General features: G+C 62.8%; 30 protein-coding genes. 18 read left to right on the top strand and 12 right to left on the bottom strand.

Annotated features, from left to right (window positions below):
• Window positions 1-277: Hcp family type VI secretion system effector (locus ACIPW4_RS07885; RefSeq protein ID WP_400656425.1), on the bottom strand; the 277-nt coding region annotated here is incomplete at its 3' end.
• A 455-nt stretch (window positions 278-732) separates the two neighbouring features.
• Between ACIPW4_RS07885 and hemA the strand changes: the two genes are divergently transcribed.
• The 6 genes from hemA to ACIPW4_RS07855 all read left to right on the top strand — a co-directional run bounded on the left by hemA (window position 733) and on the right by ACIPW4_RS07855 (window position 6,080).
• Complete coding sequence (gene hemA / locus ACIPW4_RS07880; protein ID WP_400656423.1) at window positions 733-2,010, top strand: glutamyl-tRNA reductase; 1,278 nt, start codon at window positions 733-735, stop codon at window positions 2,008-2,010.
• A complete protein-coding gene (prfA, locus tag ACIPW4_RS07875) occupies window positions 2,007-3,089 on the top strand; it encodes a peptide chain release factor 1 (RefSeq protein WP_400656421.1) in 1,083 nt (360 codons plus the stop codon). Before hemA ends, prfA begins: the two co-directional genes overlap by 4 nt.
• Window positions 3,089-3,919, top strand: coding sequence for a peptide chain release factor N(5)-glutamine methyltransferase (gene prmC / locus ACIPW4_RS07870; RefSeq protein ID WP_400656418.1), 831 nt, complete (start codon window positions 3,089-3,091; stop codon window positions 3,917-3,919). The genes prfA and prmC overlap by 1 nt, the downstream gene beginning before the upstream one ends.
• Window positions 3,913-4,668 carry a molybdopterin-synthase adenylyltransferase MoeB gene (locus ACIPW4_RS07865; RefSeq protein ID WP_400656416.1) on the top strand — a complete coding sequence of 252 codons (756 nt, stop codon included), beginning with the start codon at window positions 3,913-3,915 and terminating at the stop codon, window positions 4,666-4,668. Before prmC ends, ACIPW4_RS07865 begins: the two co-directional genes overlap by 7 nt.
• The gene (gene murI / locus ACIPW4_RS07860; protein ID WP_400656414.1) at window positions 4,661-5,458 is read left to right on the top strand and encodes a glutamate racemase; all 798 of its coding nucleotides are present in this window, start codon (window positions 4,661-4,663) and stop codon (window positions 5,456-5,458) included. The genes ACIPW4_RS07865 and murI overlap by 8 nt, the downstream gene beginning before the upstream one ends.
• A gap of 103 nt (window positions 5,459-5,561) precedes the next feature.
• Window positions 5,562-6,080, top strand: a complete 519-nt coding sequence (locus ACIPW4_RS07855; RefSeq protein WP_400656412.1) for an acyloxyacyl hydrolase — start codon at window positions 5,562-5,564, stop codon at window positions 6,078-6,080.
• A 113-nt stretch (window positions 6,081-6,193) separates the two neighbouring features.
• Here the strand turns inward: ACIPW4_RS07855 and ACIPW4_RS07850 are convergent, their stop codons facing one another.
• The 5 genes from ACIPW4_RS07850 to ACIPW4_RS07830 form a co-directional block, all read right to left on the bottom strand.
• Entirely contained in the window at window positions 6,194-6,892 is a 699-nt protein-coding gene (locus tag ACIPW4_RS07850; protein ID WP_400656409.1) for an SDR family oxidoreductase, read from the bottom strand.
• Window positions 6,889-8,331, bottom strand: a complete 1,443-nt coding sequence (phrB, locus tag ACIPW4_RS07845) for a deoxyribodipyrimidine photo-lyase (protein WP_400656407.1) — start codon at window positions 8,329-8,331, stop codon at window positions 6,889-6,891. Before phrB ends, ACIPW4_RS07850 begins: the two co-directional genes overlap by 4 nt.
• Entirely contained in the window at window positions 8,322-9,221 is a 900-nt protein-coding gene (locus ACIPW4_RS07840) for a MerR family transcriptional regulator (protein WP_400656405.1), read from the bottom strand. Before ACIPW4_RS07840 ends, phrB begins: the two co-directional genes overlap by 10 nt.
• On the bottom strand, window positions 9,211-10,179 hold the full coding sequence (locus ACIPW4_RS07835; protein WP_400656403.1) for a YbgA family protein: 969 nt from the start codon (window positions 10,177-10,179) through the stop codon (window positions 9,211-9,213). Before ACIPW4_RS07835 ends, ACIPW4_RS07840 begins: the two co-directional genes overlap by 11 nt.
• Window positions 10,180-10,287: 108 nt before the next feature.
• Window positions 10,288-11,274 carry an NAD(P)/FAD-dependent oxidoreductase gene (locus tag ACIPW4_RS07830; protein ID WP_400656401.1) on the bottom strand — a complete coding sequence of 329 codons (987 nt, stop codon included), beginning with the start codon at window positions 11,272-11,274 and terminating at the stop codon, window positions 10,288-10,290.
• A 187-nt stretch (window positions 11,275-11,461) separates the two neighbouring features.
• Between ACIPW4_RS07830 and ACIPW4_RS07825 the strand changes: the two genes are divergently transcribed.
• Together ACIPW4_RS07825 and hemH are read left to right on the top strand one after the other, a co-directional pair.
• The gene (locus ACIPW4_RS07825; protein WP_400656399.1) at window positions 11,462-12,367 is read left to right on the top strand and encodes a TIGR01777 family oxidoreductase; all 906 of its coding nucleotides are present in this window, start codon (window positions 11,462-11,464) and stop codon (window positions 12,365-12,367) included.
• A 13-nt stretch (window positions 12,368-12,380) separates the two neighbouring features.
• Complete coding sequence (gene hemH / locus ACIPW4_RS07820; RefSeq protein WP_400656396.1) at window positions 12,381-13,394, top strand: ferrochelatase; 1,014 nt, start codon at window positions 12,381-12,383, stop codon at window positions 13,392-13,394.
• Window positions 13,395-13,514: 120 nt separating this feature from the next.
• Here hemH and ACIPW4_RS07815 read toward each other — a convergent pair whose 3' ends face one another.
• Together ACIPW4_RS07815 and upp are read right to left on the bottom strand one after the other, a co-directional pair.
• On the bottom strand, window positions 13,515-14,789 hold the full coding sequence (locus ACIPW4_RS07815) for a uracil-xanthine permease family protein (protein WP_400656393.1): 1,275 nt from the start codon (window positions 14,787-14,789) through the stop codon (window positions 13,515-13,517).
• A gap of 2 nt (window positions 14,790-14,791) precedes the next feature.
• Window positions 14,792-15,430, bottom strand: coding sequence for a uracil phosphoribosyltransferase (upp, locus tag ACIPW4_RS07810; RefSeq protein ID WP_011532223.1), 639 nt, complete (start codon window positions 15,428-15,430; stop codon window positions 14,792-14,794).
• A 160-nt stretch (window positions 15,431-15,590) separates the two neighbouring features.
• On the opposite strand from upp, the gene ACIPW4_RS07805 reads away from it, so the two are divergent.
• The 4 genes from ACIPW4_RS07805 (at window position 15,591) to ACIPW4_RS07790 (ending at window position 17,505) form a co-directional block, all read left to right on the top strand.
• On the top strand, window positions 15,591-16,148 hold the full coding sequence (locus ACIPW4_RS07805; protein WP_400656392.1) for a hypoxanthine-guanine phosphoribosyltransferase: 558 nt from the start codon (window positions 15,591-15,593) through the stop codon (window positions 16,146-16,148).
• A gap of 2 nt (window positions 16,149-16,150) precedes the next feature.
• Window positions 16,151-16,624 carry a WbuC family cupin fold metalloprotein gene (locus tag ACIPW4_RS07800; RefSeq protein WP_400656390.1) on the top strand — a complete coding sequence of 158 codons (474 nt, stop codon included), beginning with the start codon at window positions 16,151-16,153 and terminating at the stop codon, window positions 16,622-16,624.
• A gap of 52 nt (window positions 16,625-16,676) precedes the next feature.
• A complete protein-coding gene (locus ACIPW4_RS07795) occupies window positions 16,677-17,147 on the top strand; it encodes a hypothetical protein (protein WP_400656388.1) in 471 nt (156 codons plus the stop codon).
• A 67-nt stretch (window positions 17,148-17,214) separates the two neighbouring features.
• Window positions 17,215-17,505 carry a PA4642 family protein gene (locus ACIPW4_RS07790; protein ID WP_400656386.1) on the top strand — a complete coding sequence of 97 codons (291 nt, stop codon included), beginning with the start codon at window positions 17,215-17,217 and terminating at the stop codon, window positions 17,503-17,505.
• 173 nt (window positions 17,506-17,678) lie between these two features.
• Here ACIPW4_RS07790 and mqo read toward each other — a convergent pair whose 3' ends face one another.
• Both mqo and ACIPW4_RS07780 read right to left on the bottom strand, forming a co-directional pair.
• Window positions 17,679-19,184: a malate dehydrogenase (quinone) gene (gene mqo, locus ACIPW4_RS07785; protein WP_400656384.1), complete on the bottom strand. Its 1,506-nt coding sequence runs from the start codon at window positions 19,182-19,184 to the stop codon at window positions 17,679-17,681.
• 603 nt (window positions 19,185-19,787) lie between these two features.
• Entirely contained in the window at window positions 19,788-20,021 is a 234-nt protein-coding gene (locus ACIPW4_RS07780; RefSeq protein WP_400656382.1) for a hypothetical protein, read from the bottom strand.
• A gap of 145 nt (window positions 20,022-20,166) precedes the next feature.
• Here ACIPW4_RS07780 and ACIPW4_RS07775 point away from each other — a divergent pair, with 145 nt between their 5' ends.
• A complete protein-coding gene (locus ACIPW4_RS07775) occupies window positions 20,167-20,751 on the top strand; it encodes a YajG family lipoprotein (protein WP_400656380.1) in 585 nt (194 codons plus the stop codon).
• A gap of 71 nt (window positions 20,752-20,822) precedes the next feature.
• Here the strand turns inward: ACIPW4_RS07775 and ACIPW4_RS07770 are convergent, their stop codons facing one another.
• Window positions 20,823-21,029 carry a hypothetical protein gene (locus tag ACIPW4_RS07770; protein ID WP_400656378.1) on the bottom strand — a complete coding sequence of 69 codons (207 nt, stop codon included), beginning with the start codon at window positions 21,027-21,029 and terminating at the stop codon, window positions 20,823-20,825.
• A 160-nt stretch (window positions 21,030-21,189) separates the two neighbouring features.
• Here ACIPW4_RS07770 and ACIPW4_RS07765 point away from each other — a divergent pair, with 160 nt between their 5' ends.
• Window positions 21,190-21,450, top strand: a complete 261-nt coding sequence (locus tag ACIPW4_RS07765) for a hypothetical protein (RefSeq protein WP_400656377.1) — start codon at window positions 21,190-21,192, stop codon at window positions 21,448-21,450.
• Between the two features lie 34 nt (window positions 21,451-21,484).
• On the opposite strand, the gene ACIPW4_RS07760 is transcribed toward ACIPW4_RS07765, so the two are convergent.
• Window positions 21,485-22,654, bottom strand: coding sequence for a 1-acyl-sn-glycerol-3-phosphate acyltransferase (locus ACIPW4_RS07760; RefSeq protein WP_400656375.1), 1,170 nt, complete (start codon window positions 22,652-22,654; stop codon window positions 21,485-21,487).
• A 123-nt stretch (window positions 22,655-22,777) separates the two neighbouring features.
• On the opposite strand from ACIPW4_RS07760, the gene ACIPW4_RS07755 reads away from it, so the two are divergent.
• The 4 genes from ACIPW4_RS07755 to ACIPW4_RS07740 all read left to right on the top strand — a co-directional run bounded on the left by ACIPW4_RS07755 (window position 22,778) and on the right by ACIPW4_RS07740 (window position 24,751).
• Window positions 22,778-22,960, top strand: coding sequence for a CPXCG motif-containing cysteine-rich protein (locus ACIPW4_RS07755; protein WP_400656373.1), 183 nt, complete (start codon window positions 22,778-22,780; stop codon window positions 22,958-22,960).
• Window positions 22,960-23,220 carry a putative signal transducing protein gene (locus ACIPW4_RS07750; protein ID WP_400656371.1) on the top strand — a complete coding sequence of 87 codons (261 nt, stop codon included), beginning with the start codon at window positions 22,960-22,962 and terminating at the stop codon, window positions 23,218-23,220. The genes ACIPW4_RS07755 and ACIPW4_RS07750 overlap by 1 nt, the downstream gene beginning before the upstream one ends.
• A gap of 15 nt (window positions 23,221-23,235) precedes the next feature.
• Window positions 23,236-23,856, top strand: coding sequence for an SOS response-associated peptidase (locus tag ACIPW4_RS07745; RefSeq protein ID WP_400656369.1), 621 nt, complete (start codon window positions 23,236-23,238; stop codon window positions 23,854-23,856).
• 79 nt (window positions 23,857-23,935) lie between these two features.
• Window positions 23,936-24,751 (top strand): M48 family metallopeptidase, encoded by an 816-nt coding sequence (locus tag ACIPW4_RS07740; RefSeq protein ID WP_400656367.1) that lies wholly within the window; start codon window positions 23,936-23,938, stop codon window positions 24,749-24,751.
• Window positions 24,752-24,817: the final 66 nt, after the last annotated feature.

Genomic DNA, 24,817 nt, shown 5'->3' with positions numbered 1-24,817 from the left:
CACCCGCGCGGCACAGCGCGAGTTTCACTTCCTTGAGATGTTGCCCGGCACAACTGGCTTCCATCAATTTGCAACTGGCGCTGTCGAGGAACTTGGTGAACCTGAAATTGCTGACGGCGGTGCGGCCGGAGGTGGCCCCGCCAGCGGAGCTTGCAGTGGCCGAAGTGCTTTGGCTTACGCCAAAGTCGTAGCCGGTGACTTCAATCCATTTGTTGTATTTTTCATCCAGGGCTCCGCCCGCGATTTCGTCGATTTGTATATAGGCGTCAAATGCCATGCTTACCGCTCCTTTGCAATCATTTTAAGGAGTTTGAGGACTGGCAGCGGAACTTGGCCCGTCAGTGATTGGCAAGGCTAGGTATCGATATCCGGCAAGGCAATAGACCGGGCAAACTTTGGGAAATGGACTACAAGATTGTGGATAACTTCGCTGTGGATATGTCGAATTATTTCATTGACGGGTGTTTGTTGTAGGAAATATTACCTATCGGCTTTGCGGGTGGCTCGGTTGAGCAGCGCGTAGGGAGAGGTCTCAGAAAAATTGGCTTAGCCTGTGCTGGCCTCTTCGCGGGCAAGCCCGCTCCTACAGGTTTCGCGCTTGCTTCAGCCATGGGCGGGGGTCTCCCCGGGGGCGGGTAGGGCCGGCCTATCACGACAATAGCGAACGGTGGTTGTTCTAAAACCTGCGAAAGAGGACAATTATCGGCTTCCCGTCACAACCAGCGACCTTGCATGGCCTTTCTTGCACTTGGTATCAACCATAAGACTGCCTCGGTAGACGTACGCGAGCGCGTGGCGTTTACCCCAGAGCAGCTGGTCGACGCCCTGCAGCAGCTCTGCCGACTGACCGCCAGCCGTGAGGCGGCAATCCTGTCGACCTGCAACCGCAGCGAGCTCTATATAGAGCAGGATCACCTGTCTGCCGACGCTGTGCTGCAATGGCTGGCCGACTATCACCGGCTGAGCCTGGACGAGCTGCGCGCCAGCGCCTATGTCCATGAAGAGCACGATGCCGTGAGGCACATGATGCGCGTGGCTTCCGGGCTCGACTCGCTGGTGCTAGGTGAACCCCAGATCCTCGGCCAGATGAAGTCTGCCTACGCCGTGGCGCGCGAGGCCGGTACCGTCGGCCCGCTGCTCGGGCGCCTGTTCCAGGCCACCTTCAGCGCCGCCAAGCAGGTGCGGACCGACACCGCGATCGGCGAAAACCCGGTTTCCGTGGCGTTCGCTGCGGTCAGTCTGGCCAAGCAGATCTTCAGTGACCTGGGCCGCAGCCAGGCGCTGCTGATCGGTGCCGGCGAGACCATCACCCTGGTCGCCCGCCACCTGCATGAACAAGGTGTACGCCGCATCGTCGTGGCCAACCGCACCCTGGAGCGGGCGAGCATTCTTGCCGAGCAGTTCGGCGCCCACGCCGTGCTGCTGGCCGACATTCCGCAGGAACTGGCCAACAGCGATATCGTCATCAGCTCCACCGCCAGCCAGCTGCCGATCCTTGGCAAGGGCGCGGTGGAAAGTGCCCTGAAGCAGCGCCGGCACAAGCCGATCTTCATGGTCGACATCGCCGTGCCGCGCGATATCGAACCTGAAGTTGGCGAACTCGACGACGTCTACCTGTACACGGTCGATGACCTGCACGACGTGGTCGCGGAAAACCTGAAGAGCCGCCAGGGCGCAGCCCAGGCGGCTGAAGAACTGGTCTCGGTGGGCGCCGAGGACTTCATGCTGCGCCTGCGCGAGCTGGCTGCGGTCGATGTGCTGCGCGCCTACCGCCAGCAAAGCGAGCGCCTGCGTGACGAAGAACTGCAAAAGGCCCAGCGCCTGCTGGCCAATGGCAGCAACCCCGAGGATGTACTGGCGCAACTGGCCCGGGGCCTGACCAATAAACTGCTGCATGCGCCCAGCGTGCAGTTGAAAAAGCTCTCGGCCGAGGGCCGCCTCGATGCGCTGGCCATGGCCCAGGAACTCTTTGCCCTCAACGAGGGCTCGACGGACAAATCCCCGCAATGAAAGCGTCGCTGCTGAACAAACTGGAGATTCTCCAGGACCGCTTCGAGGAACTCACCGCGCTGCTGGGTGATGCCGAAGTCATATCCGACCAGACCCGCTTCCGCGCCTATTCCCGCGAATATGCCGAAGTCGAGCCGGTGTACGCCGCCTATAAAGAGTGGCGCAAGGTGCAGGACGACCTCGAAGGCGCCCAGGCGCTGCTCAAGGACGCCGACCCCGACCTGCGCGAGATGGCCGTCGAGGAAGTACGCGAAGCCAAGGAACAGCTGGTCGAACTGGAGTCCAACCTGCAGCGCATGCTGCTGCCCAAGGACCCCAACGATGGCCGTAACGTGTTTCTCGAAATCCGCGCCGGCACAGGTGGCGACGAGGCGGCGATCTTCTCCGGCGACCTGTTCCGCATGTACTCGCGCTACGCCGAGAAGCGTGGCTGGCGCCTGGAGATCCTGTCCGAGAACGAAGGCGAGCACGGCGGCTACAAAGAGATCATTGCCCGTGTCGAAGGCGACAGCGTGTACGGCAAGCTCAAGTTCGAGTCCGGTGCGCACCGTGTTCAGCGTGTGCCGGAAACCGAATCCCAGGGCCGTATCCACACCTCGGCCTGTACCGTGGCCGTGCTGCCCGAGCCCGACGAGCAAGCGGCGATCGAGATCAACCCGGCTGACCTGCGCGTCGACACCTACCGCGCCTCGGGCGCTGGTGGTCAGCATGTGAACAAGACCGACTCGGCGATCCGTATCACCCACTTGCCGACCGGCATCGTGGTCGAGTGCCAGGAAGAGCGTTCGCAGCACAAGAACCGCGCCCGCGCCATGTCCTGGTTGTCGGCCAAGCTCAACGACATGCAGACCAGCGCCGCGCAGAATGCCATCGCCAGTGAGCGCAAGTTGCTGGTCGGCTCTGGTGACCGCTCCGAGCGCATCCGTACCTACAATTACCCACAGGGGCGGGTGACCGACCATCGTATCAACCTCACCCTGTATTCCCTCGACGACATCCTCGCCGGTGGCGTGGAAGCCGTGATCGAACCGTTGCTGGCCGAATACCAGGCCGACCAACTGGCGGCCCTGGGGGACTGATGACCATCATTGCCAGCCTGCTGCGCAACGCGCAGCTACCGGATTCACCCAGCGAGCGCCTGGACGCCGAGCTGCTGCTGGCTGCTGCCATCGGCAAGTCGCGCAGCTTCCTGCACACCTGGCCCGAGCGCATTGTCAGCAGTGAAGATGCCCAGACCTATGCCGGCTACCTGCAGCGACGCCGTGCCGGTGAACCGGTGGCCTACATCCTTGGGCAGCAGGGCTTCTGGAAGCTCGACCTGGAAGTGGCGCCACATACGCTCATCCCGCGGCCGGATACCGAGTTGCTGGTCGAAACTGCCCTGCAGCTGCTGCCCGCTTCGCCTGCCAACGTGCTCGACCTGGGCACCGGCACCGGTGCCATCGCCCTGGCCCTGGCCAGCGATTGCCCGGCCTGGCAGGTGACGGCCGTGGACCGCGTCGAAGAAGCCGTGGCCCTGGCCGAACGCAACCGCCAGCGCCTGGGCCTGGGCAACGTCCAGGTACTGGCCAGCCATTGGTTCGGCAGCCTGGCCGGGCAGCGCTTCGACCTGATTCTCAGCAACCCGCCGTATATTCGCAGTGCAGACCCACACCTGGCCGAAGGCGACGTCCGTTTCGAGCCCAGCAGTGCGCTGGTGGCCGGCGTCGACGGCCTCGATGACCTGCGGACTATCGTCGCCCAGGCACCAGAGCATCTGCTGCCGGGGGGCTGGCTGCTGCTCGAGCACGGTTACGACCAGGCCGACGACGTGCGCGGCCTGCTGTGTGCACAAGGCTTCACCGAGGTGGCCAGCCGCAGGGACCTGGGCGGCCATGAACGTATTTCACTGGGGCGCTTGCCATGCTGACCGATCAGGAACTGTTGCGTTATAGCCGGCAGATCCTGCTGGCACAGGTCGACATCGAAGGCCAGCTGCGGCTCAAGCGCGGCAAGGCACTGATTGTAGGCCTCGGTGGCCTCGGCTCCCCGGTGGCGCTGTACCTGGCAGCCGCAGGCGTGGGTGAGCTGCACCTGGCCGACTTCGACACCGTCGACCTGACCAACCTGCAGCGCCAGGTCATCCATGACAGCGACAGCGTCGGCATGAGCAAGGTCGATTCGGCGCTGCAGCGGCTGCAAGCGATCAACCCCGAGGTTGCCTTGGTCGCCCACCGCCAGGCACTGGACGAAGACTCCCTGGCCGCTGCAGTGGCGGCGGTCGACCTGGTGCTGGACTGCTCGGACAATTTCGGTACGCGCGAGGCGGTCAATGCCGCCTGTTTCGCGGCCGGAAAACCGTTGGTGAGCGGCGCGGCGATTCGCCTGGAAGGCCAGTTGTCGGTGTTCGATCCGCGCCGTGACTTCAGCCCTTGCTACCACTGCCTGTACGGCCACGGCAGCGAAGACGAACTGACCTGCAGCGAAGCGGGCGTGATCGGTCCGCTGGTGGGCCTGGTCGGTAGTCTGCAAGCGCTGGAGGCGATGAAATTGCTGGCCGGCTTCGGCGAACCGCTGATAGGCCGCCTGCTGTTGATCGATGCCCTCGGCACGCGTCTGCGTGAGCTGCGGGTCAAGCGTGATCCGGCCTGCGCCGTGTGTGGCAAGCGCGATGGCTGATCGCTCGGCGCCGGTCGGTGTGATGGACTCGGGGGTCGGCGGCTTGTCGGTGCTCGCCGAGATCCAGCGCCTGCTGCCAGACGAGTCGCTGCTTTACGTGGCCGATTGTGGTCATGTGCCTTATGGCGAGAAGTCCCCGGACTACATCCGCCAGCGCTGCCGGCGTATCGCCGGGTTCTTCCGGGCGCAAGGTGCCAAGGCGATGGTGCTGGCCTGCAATACCGCAACGGTGGCTGCGGTCGCCGACTTGCGCGAGTTGTACCCCGACTGGCCTCTGGTCGGCATGGAGCCGGCAGTCAAACCCGCCGCTGCCGCTACCCGCTCGGGGGTGGTCGGCGTGCTGGCCACCACGGGCACCTTGCAGAGCGCCAAGTTTGCTGCCTTGCTCGACCGTTTTGCCAACGATGTGCAAGTGGTCACCCAGCCCTGTCCAGGGCTGGTAGAGCTGATAGAAACGGGTGACCTGGGCAGCCGGCAATTGCGCCAGCTGTTGCTCGGCTACGTGCAGCCATTGCTGGCCGCTGGCTGCGACACGTTGATCCTCGGTTGCACCCATTACCCCTTCCTGCGGCCGCTGCTGGCCGAGATGGTGCCGGCCGATGTGGCCATCATCGATACGGGTGCCGCCGTGGCGCGGCAACTGCAGCGACTGCTGGGCATGCGCGACATGCTGGCGAGCGGGCCCGCGCGGGACGCGGCGTTCTGGACCAGTGCCGATCCACAATTGCTGAAACAAGTCCTACCTGCGCTGTGGCATAAGTCTGACAGTGTGCAAAGCTTTGCGTTGTGAAAAAAACGTTAAAAGCCGCTGAACTATCGTACTAGTCCCGATTTCTACCGCATTGCCTGATGGCAGGTAAAAACTAATAACAGCGGAAGAAAGGACGTTTCTCATGAAGAAACTGCTCGGCTTGGCGGCGGCTGCCGCGGTTACCCTGGGGCAAGTGATGGCGGCGCAGGCTGCCGATGTTTCGTTTTCTGTAGGGCAGACGGGCGACTCCACCATGGTCTACCGCCTGGGGCTGCAGTCGAACTGGGATGCGAGCTGGTGGCAGACCAGTGTCGGCCGGCTGACGGGCTACTGGGACGGGGCCTACACCTACTGGGACGGTGACGAGACAGCGAGCAACAACAGCCTGTCGTTCGCCCCGGTGTTCGTCTATGAGTTCGCCGGGGAGTCGGTGAAGCCCTACATCGAAGCAGGGATAGGCGTGGCGGCATTTTCCAGCACCGAACTTGAGAGCAACGAGCTGGGCTCGTCCTTCCAGTTCGAGGACCGGATCGGCTTTGGTCTGCGTTTTGCCGGCGGGCATGAGATCGGGGTCAGGGCGATTCACTATTCCAATGCGGGCATCAAGCAGCCCAACGACGGTGTCGAGAGCTACAGCCTGCATTACCGCATGGCCCTCTGATTACCCCTGTGCCGGCCTCTTCGCGGGACAATCCCGCTCCCACAGGTGCAGCGCAGGGCTTGCGGGAGCGGACTTGCCCCCCCGCGAAGAGGGCAGGCCCGGAAACACACGACTTAGCGGGGCAATGGCCACAAGCTGCTGATATCCAGCACCTCCAGCACCAGCTCAGGTTCGCGCATCACCAGCCGCGAGAGCAACTCATCCGCCGCACTTTCTGGCGTCCAGGCATCCGGAACGGCCTGCACGGAAGTTATCGGCGTCTTCAACGACTGCGGTGCCACCACGGTCAGGTCAATCCCCCGCCCCTTCAATTCCTCCCGTTGTTCACGCGACCACTGCGGCACATTGTTCCAGCCCGCCGACACTTGCGTGGGCGAATAGAGCTGCAGCGCCGAATAACGGTTGAAAATCACCATCACCTGCGGCTGGTGCCCCTGCGCCAGCAACGGTTGAGCACTGGCCAGGCAAAGCTCGGCAGCCAGCTGGTTGCCACTGACGATGGCCTCGAACAATTCGTTGTCCGCCACGTCATCGGCCAGGTATTCACTGGTCCCGCCGTTGATGATCAACACGTCCAGCCCGCACCAGGCATGGCATATCTGCTCTGCCGCGCTGGCGGCCTCGCCTTCTTCATGCAATTCCCAGGGCAAGCTCAACAGGCGGCTGCCATATTGCACTGCCAAAGCATCCAGTTCCTCGCTTCCCTTGCCACTTGCGGCAACGCGATGCCCTTGTTCGAGCAAACGCTCCACCAGGGCCAGACCCAGTCCGTTGCTGGCCCCCGTAACCCAGAAACTACGCGAGTGATTCAAGATACTGCCCTCTGATCCTGCCGGCGTGGAAGGCCCTTGAAAGCTTCCAGCGCACGTTGGCGGCTACTACTGAGATCGACTATTGGACTGTGATACAAATTATTAGCAAAAAGATCCTCTGACTTCATCGGTTGATGGATGGATTTCTCATCCATATCTCGTAATTCCGGCAGCCACTGGCGAATGAAGCGGCCCTCGGGGTCGAAACGCTGCGACTGGGAAACCGGGTTGAAGATACGGAAATAGGGCACTGCATCGGTGCCGGTGGACGCACTCCACTGCCAGCCACCATTGTTGGCGGCCAGATCGCCGTCTATCAGGTGACGCATGAAGTGCCGTTCGCCCAGGCGCCAGTCGATCAGCAGGTTCTTGCTGAGGAACATGGCGACGATCATCCGCAGGCGGTTGTGCATCCAGCCGGTGTGCAGCAGTTGGCGCATGGCTGCATCGATGATCGGGAAGCCGGTGCGGCCCTCCTGCCAGGCCTTGAGGTCATCCGGCGCATCACGCCAGGGCAGGGCTTCGGTCTGGGCGCGAAACGCACGATGCCGGGAGACCTGTGGGTAACCCGTCAGGATGTGCTTGTAGAATTCGCGCCAGAGCAGTTCGTTGACCCACGTCCGTACGCCGCTGTTGCCGCTGTCGAATTCACCCCGGTTGCTGGCGAGGGCGGCATGCAGGCATTGGCGGGGCGAGATGACGCCCGCAGCCAGATAGGCAGACAGCTGGCTGGTGCCGGGCCTGGCCGGGAGGTCGCGCAGGTGCTCGTAGTCCTCGACCGTTTCATCGATAAAACGGGCAAGCCGCGCCTGCGCTTCTTCTTCACCGGCGGGCCAGTGATCGCTCAGGGCGCGGGCAGGCTTGTCAAAACCGTCGATATGCTGGGGTATCGGGTTGCTGGGGATATTCAGGGCGGCCTGCTTTTTTACCGGCCGCGCCATTGTCGGCAGGCTGCGGTGCAGGTGTTCGAGGCAGACCTTTCTGAACTGGCTGAATACCTGGAAGTAGTCGCCGCTGCGGGTAAGGATGGTGCCCGGCCGAAAGAACAATTGGTCGAGGTAGCTGTGGGCGCGGATACCGGCATCCTCCAGCAGCTTGCGCGTGGCGGCATCGCGGCGCTCTTCGTTGATGCCGTATTCATCGTTCCAGTGCACCGCTGCGATGTCATGCTGGCGGCAGACCTCGAGCAAGGTAGCCGGGGCCTGGTCCCAGGTGTCGATCTTGCGCACCAGCAGCGGGATGTTCAGCTTGTCCAGCGACTGGCGAAGCTGGCGCAGGTTACGCAGCCAGAAGTCGACCTTGCAGGCGGCGTCGTCATGGGCTTGCCATTGGCCGGGGCTGGCCAGCCACAAAGCCACGGTCGGGCCGCGTTCGCAGGCGACGGCGAGGGCGGAATTGTCATCGATGCGCAGGTCGCTGCGCAGCCAGATCAGTTGCATGGTGCACTCATCTCTACAGGCCGGCGGTCATTGCCTTGCAGCACACGCAATGCCGCCTGCGGGGTATCGAACAGAAAAACATCGGATAGATCGAAAGCGTGCAGCTGTGCCTGGTGCAGGGCGATGGTGGCACCGCCCAGCAGCTTGGTCCCGGCGATGCCCTGCAAGGTGCGCAACAAGGCACTGGCTTCGATACGCGGGCCAAGGTGCATCAGCACTGCCCGGGGCTGCAGGGTGATCACCGCCCGCTGCAGTTGCGCGCTGGCCACGGGTTGCTCGAACACCTCTACCGGGATGCCGTTGCTGCTCAGCAACCAGGCGCACAGCCACAGGCTTGGGTCGAACAGGCGCTCGCTGTCTTCACAGAGCAACACGACGGGACCTTGCAACAATTGATTGTCGTGATAGACCCGTGCCCCTAGCTTGCTGCGCAGCCAGGTGTGGAAAAACACCTGTTCAAGGCGGGCGTTGAAATGGGTGCGCCAGCGAATGGCGAGGGACGCCAACAGCGGCAGCAGCAACTGTTCGCACAGCGTCACGGCGGGGTACAAGGCCATGACCTGGTTCAACTGCTGGTCGAGGGTGCGTTGGGAAAGGTTGCCGATGGCCTCGATCAGTTGCTGCTGGCGCGGCTGCCAGTCCCCCACCGGGGCTCGCTCCACCGGCTGATCGAGCAGTTCACGAACCTGGCCCACCGAGGCACCGCGCTCTAGCCAGGCCAGAATCGCATGCACCCGTTCGAGTTGCGCTTGCCCGTACAGTCGGTGCCCCTTGGCGGTACGCTGCGGCTTCAGCAGGCCATAGCGGCGCTCCCAGGCACGCAAGGTGACGGGGTTGACGCCGGTGCGCCGGGCCAGTTCGCCAATCGGCAGGAGTGTTTCAGACAGCATTGCGCAGGCCCAGGCTGTCAGGGTGCGGCTGCAGGTAGGCCTGTTGTTGCAGATAAGGGTCGGGGTGCTTGCGCAGGTGATGCTTGAGCAGGGTCAGCGGCACTACCAGCGGCACCACGCCTCTCTGGTACTGGCCGATGATGTGCTGCAGTTCGGCCTTGTCCTGCTGCGTCAGCGAGTCCTTGAAGTAACCGCTCAGGTGCTGCAGGACATTGCAGTGGGTGCCACGGCTGGCGCATCGGCGCAGGGCCTGCATCAGTTGGCTGAAATAGCGCGGTCCGATCTGTTCGGGATCATCGTCCCGGCTCATGCTGCCCAGCAGGCGGCCGAGCTGACGGTAGGCCTGTGGGTTGTTCGCCATCAGCAGGTACTTGTAGCGTGAATGGAAGCGCACCAGGGCGCCGCGGCTCAACCCTTGCCCCAGCAATTGTTGCCAGTCGGCGTAGGCATAGACGCGGCTGATGAAGTTTTCGCGCAGTACCGGGTCGTGCAGGCGGCCCTCTTCCTCGACCGGCAGGTCGGGGCGACGGGCGCAGAAGGCAGCGGCATAGGCCCCCGTGCCACCTTGTGGCGCAGGGTGGCCATTGTCCTGGTAGACCTTGACCCGCTCCAGGCCGCACGAAGGGGACTTCTGCATGAAGATGTAGCCACAGATGTCATCGAGCTCATCGGCCATTCGCTCGGCATAGTCATGGAGGGGGCCGGCCAGGTCGGTGCCGGGGTTGCGCGTACCAACCACCGAGGGGTGCATTGGGTCGCCAACCAGGCGTATCGCCTCGCGTGGCACGCCCAGTCCGATGGCGACTTCAGGACACACTGGCAGCCATTCGAAATGCGCTTGCAGTTGTTCACGGCACAGATCGGAAGCCTTGTGCCCGCCGTTGTAGCGCACATTATGGCCGGTCAGGCAGGCGCTGATGGCGATACGAGGCTTATGAGCGGGGGCAGGTTCGTGCATGGCTGTCTCCGGAAAACTTGTACATGGATGCAAGCGCGTACAAGTTCATTCCAGCACAGCCAGAAAGTTATGCAAACTAGTATTTTTGTATAGTTTCGCCGTGTGACGCTATTCGAGGTGCTCCAGCAGCCGTCGCGCGGCTTCCTGGCCACTGAGCCAGGCACCTTCGACACGCCCCGACAGGCACCAGTCACCACAGGCATACAGGCCCTGGTCGGCATCGGCCAGGGCCCCCCATTCGTGATTGCCGGCCGGTCGCGCATACAGCCAGCGATGGGCCAGGGCGAAGCTCGGAGCGGGTACCACGCAACCCACCAGCTCGGCGAATTCCCCCCTCAGATGTTCGATCACGTCTTCCTTGGCCAGGTCGATGTGCTGCTTGCTCCAGTTCGACGTAGCGTGCAGCACCCAAGTGTCGAGGTGCTCTTCACGGCCGGGCTTGCTGCGGTTGCGGGCCAGCCAGTCGAGTGCGCTGTCCTGCACGAAGCAGCCCTGCATCGGGGTATCCAGCAGTGTCTGGAAGGCCAGGGCGACCGCCCAGGTCGGTTCCATCTGCACGCCGGCTGCCACCGCGGCGAGCTTGGGTGTGGCCGCCAGCAGCGGGGTGGCCTGTGGCGCGGGTACAGCGATCACCACGCGGCTGAACGGGCCATGGCTGCACCCTTCGGTGTCCTGCAGGTGCCAGTATTGCTTGCCGCGGAATACTTCGGCGATGCGGCAGCCGAAATTGACCGTGACGTCCTTGAGCAGCCCTCGGGTGATCGCGCTCATGCGCGGCACGCCGACCCAGCGGGTCTGTTCGTCGGGGGAGGGGGTAAGTTCGCCATTACGGTAGTTGTACAGTTGCGGCTTCCACTGCTCTGCCCAGCCAGCGGCTACCCACTGCTGCACCTGCTCGACGAAGCGCCGGTCGCGAGCGGTGAAATACTGTGCGCCAAGGTCGAGTGCGCCGGCTTCGCTGCGCTTGCTGGCCATGCGCCCGCCACTGCCATGGCCTTTGTCGAATACGTGAACGAACTGCCCGGCCTTTTGCAGGGCCTGGGCGGCGGACAGGCCGGCGATACCGGCACCGATGATGGCAATAGGTACTGTCATGATGGCCTCTTCGAACCTGGCTGTAGGCAGACTACGCTGTCAGGCAAACCTGTACAATGCACAATCTTTGTATAAGGTTATTCCGCTTCACAGGCTTGATGGCCTATGTTTATCCGAGAGCGATGAGTCTGGAAAAGTGCCTTGTTCTTAAAAATAGACCATGGCCGCACGCTGCGAGGACACAGCCATGCATATATTGCTGACAGGTGGTACCGGGTTGATCGGCCAGCACCTTTGCCAATACTGGCTCGGCAAGGGCTATCGGCTTACCGTTTGGAGCCGGCGCCCTGATCAAGTGCCGCGATTGTGCGGCAGCGCGGTGCGCGGCGTGGGGCGGCTGGAGGACCTGGGCGCCGATGAACAGGTGGATGCGGTGGTCAATCTCGCCGGTGCGCCAATCGCCGACCGGCCCTGGTCGGCCGCGCGGCGCCACGTGTTGTGGGCCAGTCGCATCACCCTTACCGAGCAACTGCTGGCCTGGCTGGACAGCCGTGAGCAGCGCCCCGAGGTGCTGATTTCCGGTTCCGCCGTGGGCTGGTATGGCGATGGCGGCGAGCGCGAACTGACCGAAGCCTCGCCGCCGGTTCGCGAAGACTTCGCCAGCCAACTGTGCATCGCCTGGGAAGAAACCGCCCTGCGCGCGCAGCCGCTCGGCATTCGCGTGGTGCTGGTGCGCACCGGGCTGGTGCTGGCCAGTGACGGCGGCTTTTTGTCGCGCCTGCGTCTGCCGTTCAAGCTGGGGTTGGGCGGGCCGTTGGGTAATGGTCGGCAGTGGATGCCTTGGGTGCATATCGACGACCAGATCGCCCTGATCGATTTTCTCTTGCAGCACAAGGATGCCAGCGGTCCTTATAATGCCTGCGCGCCAGAGCCGGTACGCAACCGCGACTTCGCCAGGCAGCTAGGGCGTGCCCTGCACCGGCCCGCGTTCGTGCCCGTGCCCGGCCTGCTGCTCAAGGCAGGCCTTGGCGAGCTGTCGACCTTGCTGCTCGGTGGCCAGCGCGCGCGCCCGGTGCGCTTGCTGGCGGCAGGCTTCACCTTCCGCTTCAACGATCTGCAATCGGCCCTGGGCAACCTGTCCAGCCGCCTCTGACATAGGACGCTGCATGACCGATCACGCTTTGCTGCTGGTCAACCTGGGTTCCCCGGCCTCCACTTCGGTGGCTGACGTGCGCCGCTACCTCAACCAGTTCCTCATGGACCCCTACGTGATCGACCTGCCCTGGCCGGTACGGCGCTTGCTGGTGTCGCTGATCCTGATCAAGCGCCCGGAGCAGTCGGCGCATGCCTATGCCTCGATCTGGTGGGATGAAGGCTCGCCGCTGGTGGTGCTGACCCGGCGTCTGCAGGCGGCGATGGTCGAGCACTGGCCGCACGGTCCGGTGGAGGTTGCCATGCGCTACGGCGAACCGGCACTGCCTGAAGTGCTGGCGCGTCTGGCCGCACAAGGTGTGCGCAAGGTGACCCTGGCGCCGCTTTATCCACAGTTCGCCGACAGTACGGTGACCACAGTGGTGGCGCAGGCGCAGCAGACTGTTGCCGAGCGCCACTTGCCGCTGCAGTTGCGGGTGTTGCAACCGTTCTACGATCACCCTGAGTACATCGACGCCTTGGTCGCCAGCGCCAGGCCGTACCTTCAGCAGGATTACGATCACCTGCTGCTTAGCTTCCATGGCTTGCCGGAGCGCCACCTGAAGAAGCTCGACCCGACTGGCAAGCATGATTTCCAGGCAGCGGACTGCTGCAAGGACGCGTCCGCCGCGATGCGTGCGGTGTGCTACCGCGGGCAATGCCTTGCGACGGCCAAGGCATTTGCAACGAAGATGGGCATCCCCGATGGCAAATGGTCGGTGTCGTTCCAGTCGCGGTTGGGGCGGGCCAAATGGATCGAGCCCTACACCGAAACGCGCCTGGATGAGCTGGCCAAGGCCGGGGTGCAGAAGCTGCTGGTGATGTGCCCGGCGTTCGTTGCCGATTGCATCGAGACGCTGGAAGAGATCGGCATGCGTGGCAGCGAGCAGTTCGTCGAGGCGGGCGGCAAGGAGCTGGTGCTGGTGCCGTGCCTGAATGATCACCCGGAATGGGTGAGGGTGCTGGCGGGGATGTGCGAAAGGGCCTGAATATCGGACGGCCTGTACCGGCTTCTTCGCGGGGCAAGCCCGCTCCCACAAAGTTCGGTGGACACCGGTCAATGTGTGCGGGCTTGCCCCGCGAAGAGGCCAGTTCAGGCTAACGCCGGATCAAGGCAACTGATCATCCAGCTTCTTGTGCTTCCAGCCATCGTTGCCCGGCAGGATCAGATTCAGCGCGATCGCCACGATGGCGCACAGGGCAATACCCTTCAGGCCCCAGTCGTCCGGGCCGTCGCCGCTGCCGATCAACACGCCGCCGATGCCGAACACCAGGGTCACTGAAACGATCACCAGGTTGCGCGCTTCGGCCAGGTCGATCTTGTGGCGGATCATGGTGTTCATGCCCACCGCCGCGATCGAACCGAACAGCAGGCACAGAATGCCGCCCATCACCGGTACCGGGATGCTCTGCAGCAGCGCGCCGAACTTGCCGATGAAGGCCAGGGTGATGGCAAAGACTGCCGCCCAGGTCATGATCTTCGGGTTGTAGTTCTTGGTCAGCATCACTGCGCCGGTGACTTCGGCATAGGTGGTGTTGGGCGGGCCACCGAACAGGCCGGCTGCGGTGGTGGCCAGGCCGTCACCCAGCAGGGTGCGGTGCAGGCCGGGCTTCTTCAGGTAGTCGCGGCCGGTCACGCTGCCGACTGCAATCACGCCGCCGATGTGCTCGATCGCTGGCGCCAGGGCGACCGGGACGATGAACAGAATGGCTTGCCAGTTGAATGCTGGCGCTGTGAAGTTGGGGATTTCCAGCCACGGCGCGGCCGCTATCTTGGCGGTGTCGACCACGCCAAAGGCGAACGACAGGGCAAAGCCCACCAGCACGCCGGAGATGATCGGCACCAGGCGGAAAATGCCCTTGCCGAACACGGCAACGATCAAGGTGGTCAGCAGCGCCGGCATGGAAATCAGCATGGCGGTCTTGTAGGGCATCAGTGCCGAGCCATCACCGGCCTTGCCCATCGCCATGTTGGCGGCGATCGGGGCCATGGCCAGGCCGATGGAAATGATCACCGGGCCGATCACCACCGGCGGCAGCATGCGGTCGATGAAGCCGGTGCCCTTGACCTTCACCATCAGGCCCATGAAGGTGTACACGAAACCTGCGGCCATCACGCCGCCCATGGTCTCTGCCAGACCGAACTGGCCCTTGGCAAGGATGATCGGCGTGATGAAGGCAAAGCTCGACGCCAGGAACACCGGCACCTGACGGCCGGTGACCAGCTGGAACAGCAGGGTGCCGATGCCGGCGGTGAACAGCGCCACGTTCGGGTCGAGGCCGGTGATCAGCGGCATCAGCACCAGCGCGCCGAATGCCACGAAAAGCATCTGCGCGCCCGAGACGACCTGGCGCCAGAGCGGGTCGTTGAAGCCGTCCTGCATGGTCAGGCGTCCTTCTGCTTGGTGCCGAAGATCTTGTCACCGGCATCGCCCAGGCCTGGGACGATGTAACCATGCTCGTTCAGGCGCTGGTCGATCGACGCGGTGTAGATCTGTACGTCGGGGTGGGCTTTCTCGACCACCTCGATGCCTTCTGGCGCGGCGACCAGCACCATGGCGCGGATCTCCTTGCAACCGGCCTTTTTCAGCAGGTCGATGGTGGCAACCATCGAGCCGCCGGTGGCCAGCATCGGGTCGATGATCAGGGCCAGGCGCTGGTTGATGTCCGGCGCGAGCTTTTCCAGGTAGGTGTGCGCTTCGAGGGTCTCCTCGTTGCGGGCGACGCCGACCGCGCTGACCTTGGCACCCGGGATCAGGCTGAGCACACCGTCGAGCATGCCGATGCCGGCGCGCAGGATCGGTACCACGGTGATCTTCTTGCCGGCGATTTTTTCAACTTGCACCTTGCCACACCAGCCGTCGATCTCGTAGGTTTCGAGGGGCAGGTCCTGGGTGGCTTCGTAGGTCAGGAGCGCGCCGACTTCCTGGGCGAGTTCGCGAAAATTCTTGGTGCTGATATCGGCACGGCGCATGAGGCCGAGCTTGTGGCGGATCAGCGGATGGCGGATCTCACGAGTAGGCATGGGGGGGCTCCGAAAGGCGGGCAAAAAAACCGCGCTAGATTAATCTATTCAGCCTTTGCTGTCGTGCAGTCCTTTTGCACGTTAGTCCATAAATGCTTGATCTGTGACGGGCGGATGCGTACCTTTGCCCGCTTTTCCAAAATGCCCCCCGGAGAGCGCCATGTCCGCTGATCTCGAGCACATCCGTCAAGTCATGCGCGAGGCAGACTGCCTGTACCACGAAGCCGAAGTCGAAGCGGCCATCGCCAAGGTCGGCGAGCAGATCTGCAACGACCTGCACGACAAGAACCCTGTGGTGTTCTGCGTGATGAACGGCGGCCTGATCTTCGCCGGCAAACTGCTGACCCACCTGCAGTTTCCGCTGGAGGTTTCGTACCTGCACGCTACCCGTTACCGCAACCAGACCAGCGGCGGCGAGCTGTTCTGGAAGGCCAAGCCGGAAGTGTCGTTCATCGACCGCGACGTGCTGATCGTCGATGACATCCTCGACGAAGGCCATACTCTCAGCGCCATCATCGAGTTCTGCAAGCACGCCGGTGCCCGAGCGGTCCACACTGCGGTGCTGATCGACAAGGATCACGACCGCAAGGCCAGCCCGGACCTCAAAGCCAGCTATGCCGGCCTGCCGTGCGTGGATCGCTATATTTTCGGTTACGGTATGGACTATAAGGGTTACTGGCGTAACGCTAACGGTATCTTCGCTGTCAAAGGACTGTGACCATGGGTCAGCCTGCTTTCATCGACCAAACGCTGTTTGCCGGGCTGGCGCGGAAAGCCGCTGATGCCCCGCGGGGGCGGTACCATCACAACTTCCACGAGATGGAGGACCCTTGCCACCGCCTTGCGGTCGGCCTGCAGCCCTCCACTTATATCGCACCGCACCGGCACCTGAGCGACGACAAGGCAGAAACCTTGCTGGTGCTCAAGGGGCGGTTGGGCCTGCTGATGTTCGACGAACAGGGTGGGGTGACTGGCAAGCGCATTCTGGAGGCTGGTGGCGATTGCCTGGGCGTGGATCTGCCGCCAGGCATCTATCATGGCCTGGTGGTGCTGGATGCCGACAGCATTCTGTTCGAGTGCAAGGCCGGCCCTTACCGGCAGTTGGTCGAGGGCGAACATGCGCCCTGGGCACCCCGTGAGGGTGAAGCCGGCGTGGCAGAATACCAGGCCTGGATGCTCGCGCAGTTCGCTTGAGATCTGCCGTAGCCTGCGTGCTAGAGTGCGCCTTCATGCCAAGGAGCCTCACATGCGTGCGATTCTTCCCCTGCTGCTGGCGGTGAGCCTGCCTCTCGCCGCCGCACCGCTGCACAGCCAGTTCCTCCCGCCCGATGACCAGTCCCTGCGCCAGGAAGCGCCGACCGGCCAGCAATTGCTGCAAGTGACCGACTACGCCGTGGTGGTGGGCGCCCAGCGGCAGTCCGATCAGCAGCCGATCCCGATCACCGCTTCGCTGCAGATGCGCCTGAAGGGCAAGCCGTTGAGCAAGGGCGCGACGATCGGCCAGGTGCTGCTCAACTTCGAAGGTGAGGCTGGCAAGAGCCTCAAGAAGCCGGTGTACGACGACAAGAGCCGGACCTTGAGCCTGAATTACCCGGTCAGCGATTATCGCGTGATCATGGACCTGCTGCGCAACGAGACGGTCTATGTGCAGTTCCTGACCTACGCCAACGGCCACATCTGGGCCGACCTGCACACCGGTACCGTACGTTCGCGTTGAGGCGTGCCGCTTGTGGGGGGTACACTGCCGGCCTTCGAAATTCCGTGATGGTCAGTTGGAGCCGGCAATGCGCAAAGACAAGAAGCAGGTGATTGGTGACGAAATCAGCGACGACTACATCAAGTCGTTCCTACAGTTTGAGCCGGCCGATGGTGTGACCTCGCCTTCGCACCACAAGCTGATCAAAGGCTACCGTGGCCTGCGGGTCGATGACTTCGAGCGCTTCGTCGGCTTCTTCGTCGAAGCAGGCCTGGACCTGGATGGCAAGGACGAGCACGGCAAGACCTTCGTAGAAGTGATCGCCGACCAGCGCAACGCGCCGGAGTACGTCGAGATCATCGCCAACGCCCGCGGCTGATCTTTAGTCTGTACCGGCCCTTTCGCGGGCACGCCCGCTCCCACAGAAGTCTCGCAAGGCCCGTGCACAGCGGTGAACCTGTGGGAGCGGGCATGCCCGCGAAGAGGCCGGTACAGGAAAAGAACCAGGCACAAAAAAACGCCCCGAGGGGCGTTTTTCCGTTTCAGGCCGGCTCAGGCGTAGTGCTTGGCCGGGCTGTCTTCCACCAGTTCCAGTGCCACATCGTTGTCGGTACTGATCTTGTGGTACAGCGCTGCATCGGCGGCCAGGGCCTTCTCGCGGGCCGGGAAGATTTCCTTGAGCTTGGCAGCCCAGGCACCTTTGGCCTGCTCGGGGAAGCAACGCTCGATCAGTTCGAGCATGATCGACACGGTCACCGATGCCCCCGGCGAGGCGCCGAGCAGGGCAGCCAGGCTGCCGTCCTGTGCCGAGACCAGCTCGGTACCGAACTGCAGGATGCCGCCTTTCTTCGGGTCCTTCTTGATAATCTGCACGCGCTGACCGGCCACTTCCAGGCGCCAGTCTTCTGCTTTGGCCTCTGGGTAGAAGCGGCGCAGGGATTCCAGGCGCTGTTCCATCGACTGCATCACTTCACTGACCAGGTACTTGGTCAGGTCCATGTTGTCACGGGCCACGGCCAGCATCGGGCCGATGTTGCCCATGCGCACCGACAGCGGCAGGTCCATGAGCGAACCGTGCTTCAGGAACTTGGTGGTGAAGCCGGCGTAAGGGCCGAACAGCAGCGAAGTCTTGCCGTCCACCACGCGGGTGTCCAGGTGTGGCACCGACATCGGCGGGGCGCCGACCGCAGCCTGGCTGTACACCTTGGCCTGGTGCTGCTTGACGATTTCCGGGTTGTCGCAGCGCAGCCACTGGCCGCTGACCGGGAAGCCGCCGAAGCCTTTGCTTTCCGGGATGCCGGACAGTTGCAGCAGCGGCAGGGCCGCGCCGCCAGCACCGAGGAACACGAAGCGGGCGTCGACTTCGCGGGCACCGCCGCTGTTGACGTCCTTGATGCTCACGGTCCAACCGCTGCCGTTACGGCGCAGGCCGACGACCTTCTTGCTGTACTTGACCTGTGCATCCGCAGCGTCACCCAGCACTTTGAGCAGCTTGTTGGTCAATGCTCCGAAGTTGACGTCGGTGCCTTTGGCCACGCGGGTTGCGGCGATCTGCTGGTCGGCCGGGCGGCCTGGCATCATCAGCGGCATCCACGCGTTCATCACAGCCTTGTCTTCGGTGTACTCCATCTCGGCGAAGGCATGGTGCTGTTTGAGCATCTCGAAGCGCTTCTTGAGGAAGGACACACCTTTGTCACCTTCGACGTAGCTCAGGTGCGGGACCGGGTTGATGAATGCACGTGCCGAGCCGAAGGAGCCCTTCTTGCTCAGGTAAGCCCAGAACTGGCGCGAGACCTCGAACTGGGTGTTGATGTGCACGGCCTTCTTGATGTCGATGCTGCCATCGGCGGCCTGGGGCGTGTAGTTGAGTTCGCACAGGCCGGCGTGGCCGGTACCTGCGTTGTTCCAGGGGTTGGAGCTTTCCGCGGCTCCGGAGTCCATTGCCTCGACGACCTCAAGCTTCAGGGTCGGGTCAAGCTCCTTGAGCAGTACGGCCAGGGTGGCACTCATGATGCCCGCGCCTACCAGTACCACATCAACCGATTCGTTCTGCGCCATTTAACGCGTCTCCACAATCTACAGCTACCTAATTGACAGCATAGGACCACTGGGGTTGCCAGGATCGCCATGTCCGACTCTTCGCAGTTCTTGCCACTTCCGCGGACACCGCCAATCAGTCTTTGGGTTCAGGTATTGAACGCCGTTTGCCACAGGTGCGGCAATTCGACTTATGGTCAAGGTGTCGTGCGTGCGCTATGGAACGACCTCAGGCACTCATCCGAAATGAGCACTTCAGCCGCCTGTTCAGGGCTGTTCGGGACACATCTGCCGCTTTTGCACATGCCAGACTGTTCATTTGCTCGCCACACTCTTGTGAAGTAGTGAAAACCGTTTTTTCACGCTCTTTTGGAGTCGTGAACCTCAAAAGGGGACTGCGCGATGGCAACCCGCAGGTTCATGCAGTGCGAAGGGCCGGAAAGCAGGCACGACAGCCGATGCAAGACCTGAGTGGAAGGCTCTCTGTGGGCGAAGCGGGTGAAGGTGCCGGGGTCAATCGGCAAATGCGGGGCCCGATCAGGAGACGTCCTTATAATCGGGGGGAGATTATAACGATGTCGCGGGCAGAAAGGTCGTTATTCGTGGTTTTTATTGCAGCGTTTGTCAGGCCGCGAGGATGCGTTGGTGCCAGCGGCGGTTTGCAGGGGCGCAAACCCGGGCTTCTGCAGGCAGCTCACGGCCCAGCCAGGCGAGCTGGATTTCACTGATCCGGACCCATCCGCTGCCGCTTGGCGCCTGACTGCATTGCTTGAACGCCAGGCATTTGCCTTCGCCGTCGAGGCGGGCGTAGGCATGGTGGCGTGGGCGTTGGCAGAACAGTGTCCAGAGCGAAGCCATGGCGGTGCTTCCTGTGCGTTCGGGCTTGGCGCAAGGATAAGGGCGAGGCCATGAAACGATTGTGACAAGCGGACCGGACCGATGACTGGTTTGTGCAGGGCTGGGTATACTGTGGGCCTTTGCCGCATTTTCTGGAGAAACGCGCATGTTGCAACGTCTGTTGTTCGGTTTGATTGCCGTGGCCAGCCTCAGCCTGGTCGGTTGTGCCCACAGCCCGCAACAACTCAGCCCGCAACCCACGCTCAAGGCCCAGCTCGCACCGGTCGGCCACGGTCAGCCGGTGGTGGTCAAGGTTGTCGATGGGCGTGCTTCACAGTCCCTGGGCACCCGTGGTGGCATGTACCCCGAGACCAGCACCATCAGTGTCAGTGGCAATGATGTCGTGCCCAAGCTGCAGGCCCAGGCCGAAGCGGCCGTGCGCCTGCTCGGCTTCACCCCGACCCCGAACGCCTATAACGCACCGCAGCTGACCGTGACCCTGGCCGAACTGAAGTACCAGTCGCCGAAGGACAACCTGTACGTCACCGAAGCCACCATCGGCGCCACCTTCCGTGCCGACGTGCAGAACGCCAGCCGCCGTTACAGCGGCCGCTACGGTGCATCGCTGGACCAGCGCTTCGGCATGGCGCCGAACCAGGAAACCAACACCACCTTGGTGAGTGATGTTCTGAGCGACGCGCTGACCCGCCTGTTCAAGGACCCGACCATTGGCCAGGTGCTGGGCGAATAAGCCTTTCACCTGATTGATAAGAACCCGCTGCCGGCGCCCCGAACAGCGGGTTTTTTATTGCCTGTACGGCTTCAGGCGGCTTCTATGTGGAAATCCAGCAAGCTGACGCCGGTGAGCAAATCCACTTCTGGCAAATCTTCATGCACATGCCCGCCCAGGGCACAGTAGACCAGCCACTGACGGTCGTGGACATTGATGGCAAAACCATCGATCAGCGCCTGTTGCTCATCACTCTGAGCCACCAGATAGAGGCGGTCCTGGTTTTCGGCATGCAGCATCAACACGCTCCGGTACGGGAAAAGGCCGATAGAGTGGCCTGCCCTGATGACGCGCATGTGACAAATGAAATTTAGTGACACTTTGTCGCCACGATCGGGCGAGCAGGCTGGACTTCGGTAGAATGCCGGGCTTCGCTGTGGCTATGACCGAGGTTGTGTGATGTCTTTGCAAGTGCTCTGGGGGTTTCTTAGCGCCCACCCGACCAAACTGATCAATCTGCTGGCGCTATTGCTGACCTGCCCGGGTGGTTTGCTGCTGCAGAGTGCGCGGCGGCGTGAGGTGACCACCCGCGAGAGCCTGGCGGTGGATGAGGGGGTAGTGGATGCCTTCGACCAGCGCGTGCCGCGCTACTACTACATCCTGGGTTTTTCCTGCCTCGCCATGGCCTTGCTGCTGTCCTGGTTCAGCACCTGGATCTGAGGCTTCCGGGGCTGCAAAGCAGCCCCGAATTCGGTCAGGCGACCGGGGCCTGCTGCCTGACCTGATACTGGTTGCGCACCGGCGTCGCATACTGCAACACCAGGTACGGCCGCTGCTCTTCAGGGCAAGCATCCAGGCGGCGCTGCCACTCTTCGCTGGCCTTGGCCAGTTCTTCTGCCGGGAACACCTGCTCGGCGCTCGGCACCTGCAGCGCCTCGTCCTTCTCGCTCCACATCGCATAAGCCAGGTAATGCACCGGGAACAGGCGGTAGCCGCCGAGGATCTGCCGGTCGGTTTCCTGTGCCAGCTGCTTGGTGTCCTCGTAGTAATCGGTCACCGGTGGGGCGAAGTGGATGTGCACCCGGCCCTTGTAGCCGGTGATGCCCTTGGCGATGCTGTTGTCGTCCTCGCCCGGGGCCTTCTTGTAGGTGCCGGTAGTTGCACGAATGTACAGCTCGCGGGCCTTGGCCTGGTCGCAGGGGTCGTATTCGTAGCTGATGGAAACCGGGATCAGGTTCAGGCTCTGGATCACCGCACCGAACGGCTCGTCCTTGCGGCTCATGTGGAACATCTTGAGGATCGCCGAATCGGTACGGTCGTCACCGTCCTTGGCGCGGCCTTCGGCCTGGGCGATCCAGATCGACGCGCCATCGTTGCGGATCGAGTGGTTGATGTAGGCCGAGAGCAACTGGTAGGCCGCGAGCTTTTCGCGGCGGCCGCTGATCGAGCGGTGCACGATGAAGCTCTTGTTCAGGCGCATCATGTCGCTGACGAACGGCTTCTGCAGCAGGTTGTCGCCGATGGCGATGCGTGGGGTCGGCAGGCCGGCGTGGTACACCGCGTAGTTGACGAAGGCCGGGTCCATGACGATGTCGCGGTGGTTGGCCAGGAACAGATAGGCAGTGCCCGACTTGAGCTGCTCGACGCCGGAGTAGGTGACGCCATCGGTGGCACGCTCGATGGTCTGGTCGACGTAGTATTCGACTTTGTCCTGCAGGGTCGACACGCAGGTGACGCCGGCGAATTCTTTGCGCAGGCGCCTGGCGATCAGCGGCTTGAGCAGCCAGCCGAGGGCGCCAGCGGCGCGCGGAAATTTGAAGTGGGTGAGGATATCGAGGAATGCCGGGTCGCTGAGCAGGCGTGCCAGAACGGCAGGGACCTCAGCGTCGTCGTACGGTCGGATGGCATCGAATTCGCCCATCATGCTCTCTTGTTGGAAACGGCTAGGGTAATAAGGTAAGGGGGGGGGCCCGAAAAACGGCTCAGGCACACGCAAGCCCTGTAAACAGACCGGCAATTATACGCACAAGTCACCCCGGAGGCCGCGATGCTCGAACAAGCGTCTTACGATTGCCCTTATTGTGGTGAAGTGGTCGAGACGACTCTGGACCTGTCCGGGGGCGACCAGGAGTACATCGAGGACTGCCAGGTATGCTGCAAGCCTATCCGTTTTGTGCTGCAGGTTCATGGCGACGAATGGATGCTGGACGTCTACGGTGAGAACGACTGATGCGGCGGATCTATGAACCGGAAAACCTCCTGGAGGCCGAAATGCTGGTAGGCATGCTCGCCAGCGAGGGCATCGAAGCGCACCTGGCCGGCCGCGACCTGATGGGCGCAGCCGGAGAGTTGCCGCTGCAGGGGTTGCTCGGGCTTGCGGTGCCCGATGAACAGGCCGAATACGCACGGCAGCTGATCGATGCGTACAATGGTGCCCAGCCGCTTGCCGGCGACGAGCCGGAGAGTCATCCCGGTACCTTGATCTGCTAGGTTCTGAAATCCCCCATGTGTGGACGTTACGCCCTGTTTCGCTGGCCTCAGACGCTGGCCAGCCTGCCGGGCTTCCCTGCCGGCCAGCCGGCCCAATGGAATATCTCGCCCGGTGCTTCGGTGCTGATCCAGCGCCAGCTCGATGGCCAGCAGCAACTGGCCAAGGCGCGCTGGGGGTTGACCCCCGCCTGGCTCACCGACCTTACCCGCACCCCTGCCCATGCGCGGGCCGAGACATTGGCCGAGCAGCCGATGTTCCGCGAGGCGTTTCGCCTGCGCCGGTGCCTGATGCCGGCCAACGGTTTCTACGAGTGGCGCGGTTCGGTGCGCAAGAGGCCTTACTGGCTGACACCGGGGGAGGGCGCATCGTTGTACTTTGCCGCCATTTGGGAAGCCTACCCCGTGCAGGATCAGGTGTGGCTGAGCTGTGCGGTGGTGACCCAGGCCGCGATGAACCAGCGCCGTCCGTTGATTCTCGACGAAGCCGGGCAGGCTGCATGGCTGGACCTGGAAACACCGCTTGCGCGCTTGCACGAGCTGCTCGCCAGCCCGCCGGCGACGCTGCGCGAGCGGGCGCTGGCGAACTTCGTCAACGATCCGAAACTGGACGCGCCGGAGTGCCTTACCCCCGCTTAGGTAAAAACTGCCTTGCGGCTATGGCGGGAGGCGGGCAACTCGGCCTAGGATACGGCGCATGTAAAAAGGGAGTGTTTTCATGCGTAAGTCTTTTGTCGTCAGCCTGTTGAGTGCTGGCATCTTGCTGGCCGGCTGCCAGGCGGTGAATACCACCAGCGGCGGTGCTGTCGGCGTCGAGCGCCAGCAGTACATGTTCAGCATGCTGTCGACCGATGAGGTCAACCAGATGTACGCCCAGTCTTACCAGCAGACCCTCGGCGAAGCGTCGAGCAAGGGCGTGCTGGACAAGTCCAGCGCCGATGCCAAGCGTGTGCAGGTAATTGCCGACCGGCTGATCGCCCAGGCGCCGAAATTCCGCCCAGACGCGGCGCAGTGGCAGTGGGAGGTCAACGTGATCAAAAGCGACGAGCTCAACGCCAACTGTGGACCGGGCGGCAAGATCATTGTCTACACCGGGTTGATCGACCAACTCAAGCTCACCGATGCCGAGATTGCTGCAGTCGTCGGGCATGAAATCGCCCACGCCCTGCGTGAGCACAGCCGCGAAGCCATGTCCAAGGCCTATGGGGTGGAAATGGCTCGCCAGGGCGCGGGTGCGCTGTTTGGTCTTGGCCAGAACAGCATCGCGCTGGCCGACCAGGTGGTGAACTACGCCATGACCCTGCCCAACAGCCGTGCCAATGAAAACGAAGCTGACCTGATCGGCCTGGAGCTGTCGGCGCGTGCCGGTTACGACCCGAATGCCGCCATTACCTTGTGGAACAAGATGAGCAAGGCTTCGGAGGGCGCACCGCCCGAATTCATGAGCACTCACCCGGCATCCGAAAGCCGGATCGCCTCGTTGCAGGCGGCGATTCCGAAGGTGATGCCGCTGTACGAAGCCGCAAAGAAGTAGAACCGATAAGGCGGCTGCTTTGCCGCCCTTTCGCGACACAAGGCCGCTACATGGTGGGAGCGGGCT

Origin of the sequence: Pseudomonas sp. NPDC089996 (genome assembly GCF_044748405.1) — a bacterium.
Lineage (GTDB): Bacteria > Pseudomonadota > Gammaproteobacteria > Pseudomonadales > Pseudomonadaceae > Aquipseudomonas.
Note: the sequence above shows the minus strand (reverse complement) of the source record. Positions and strands in the feature narration are given on the sequence as shown.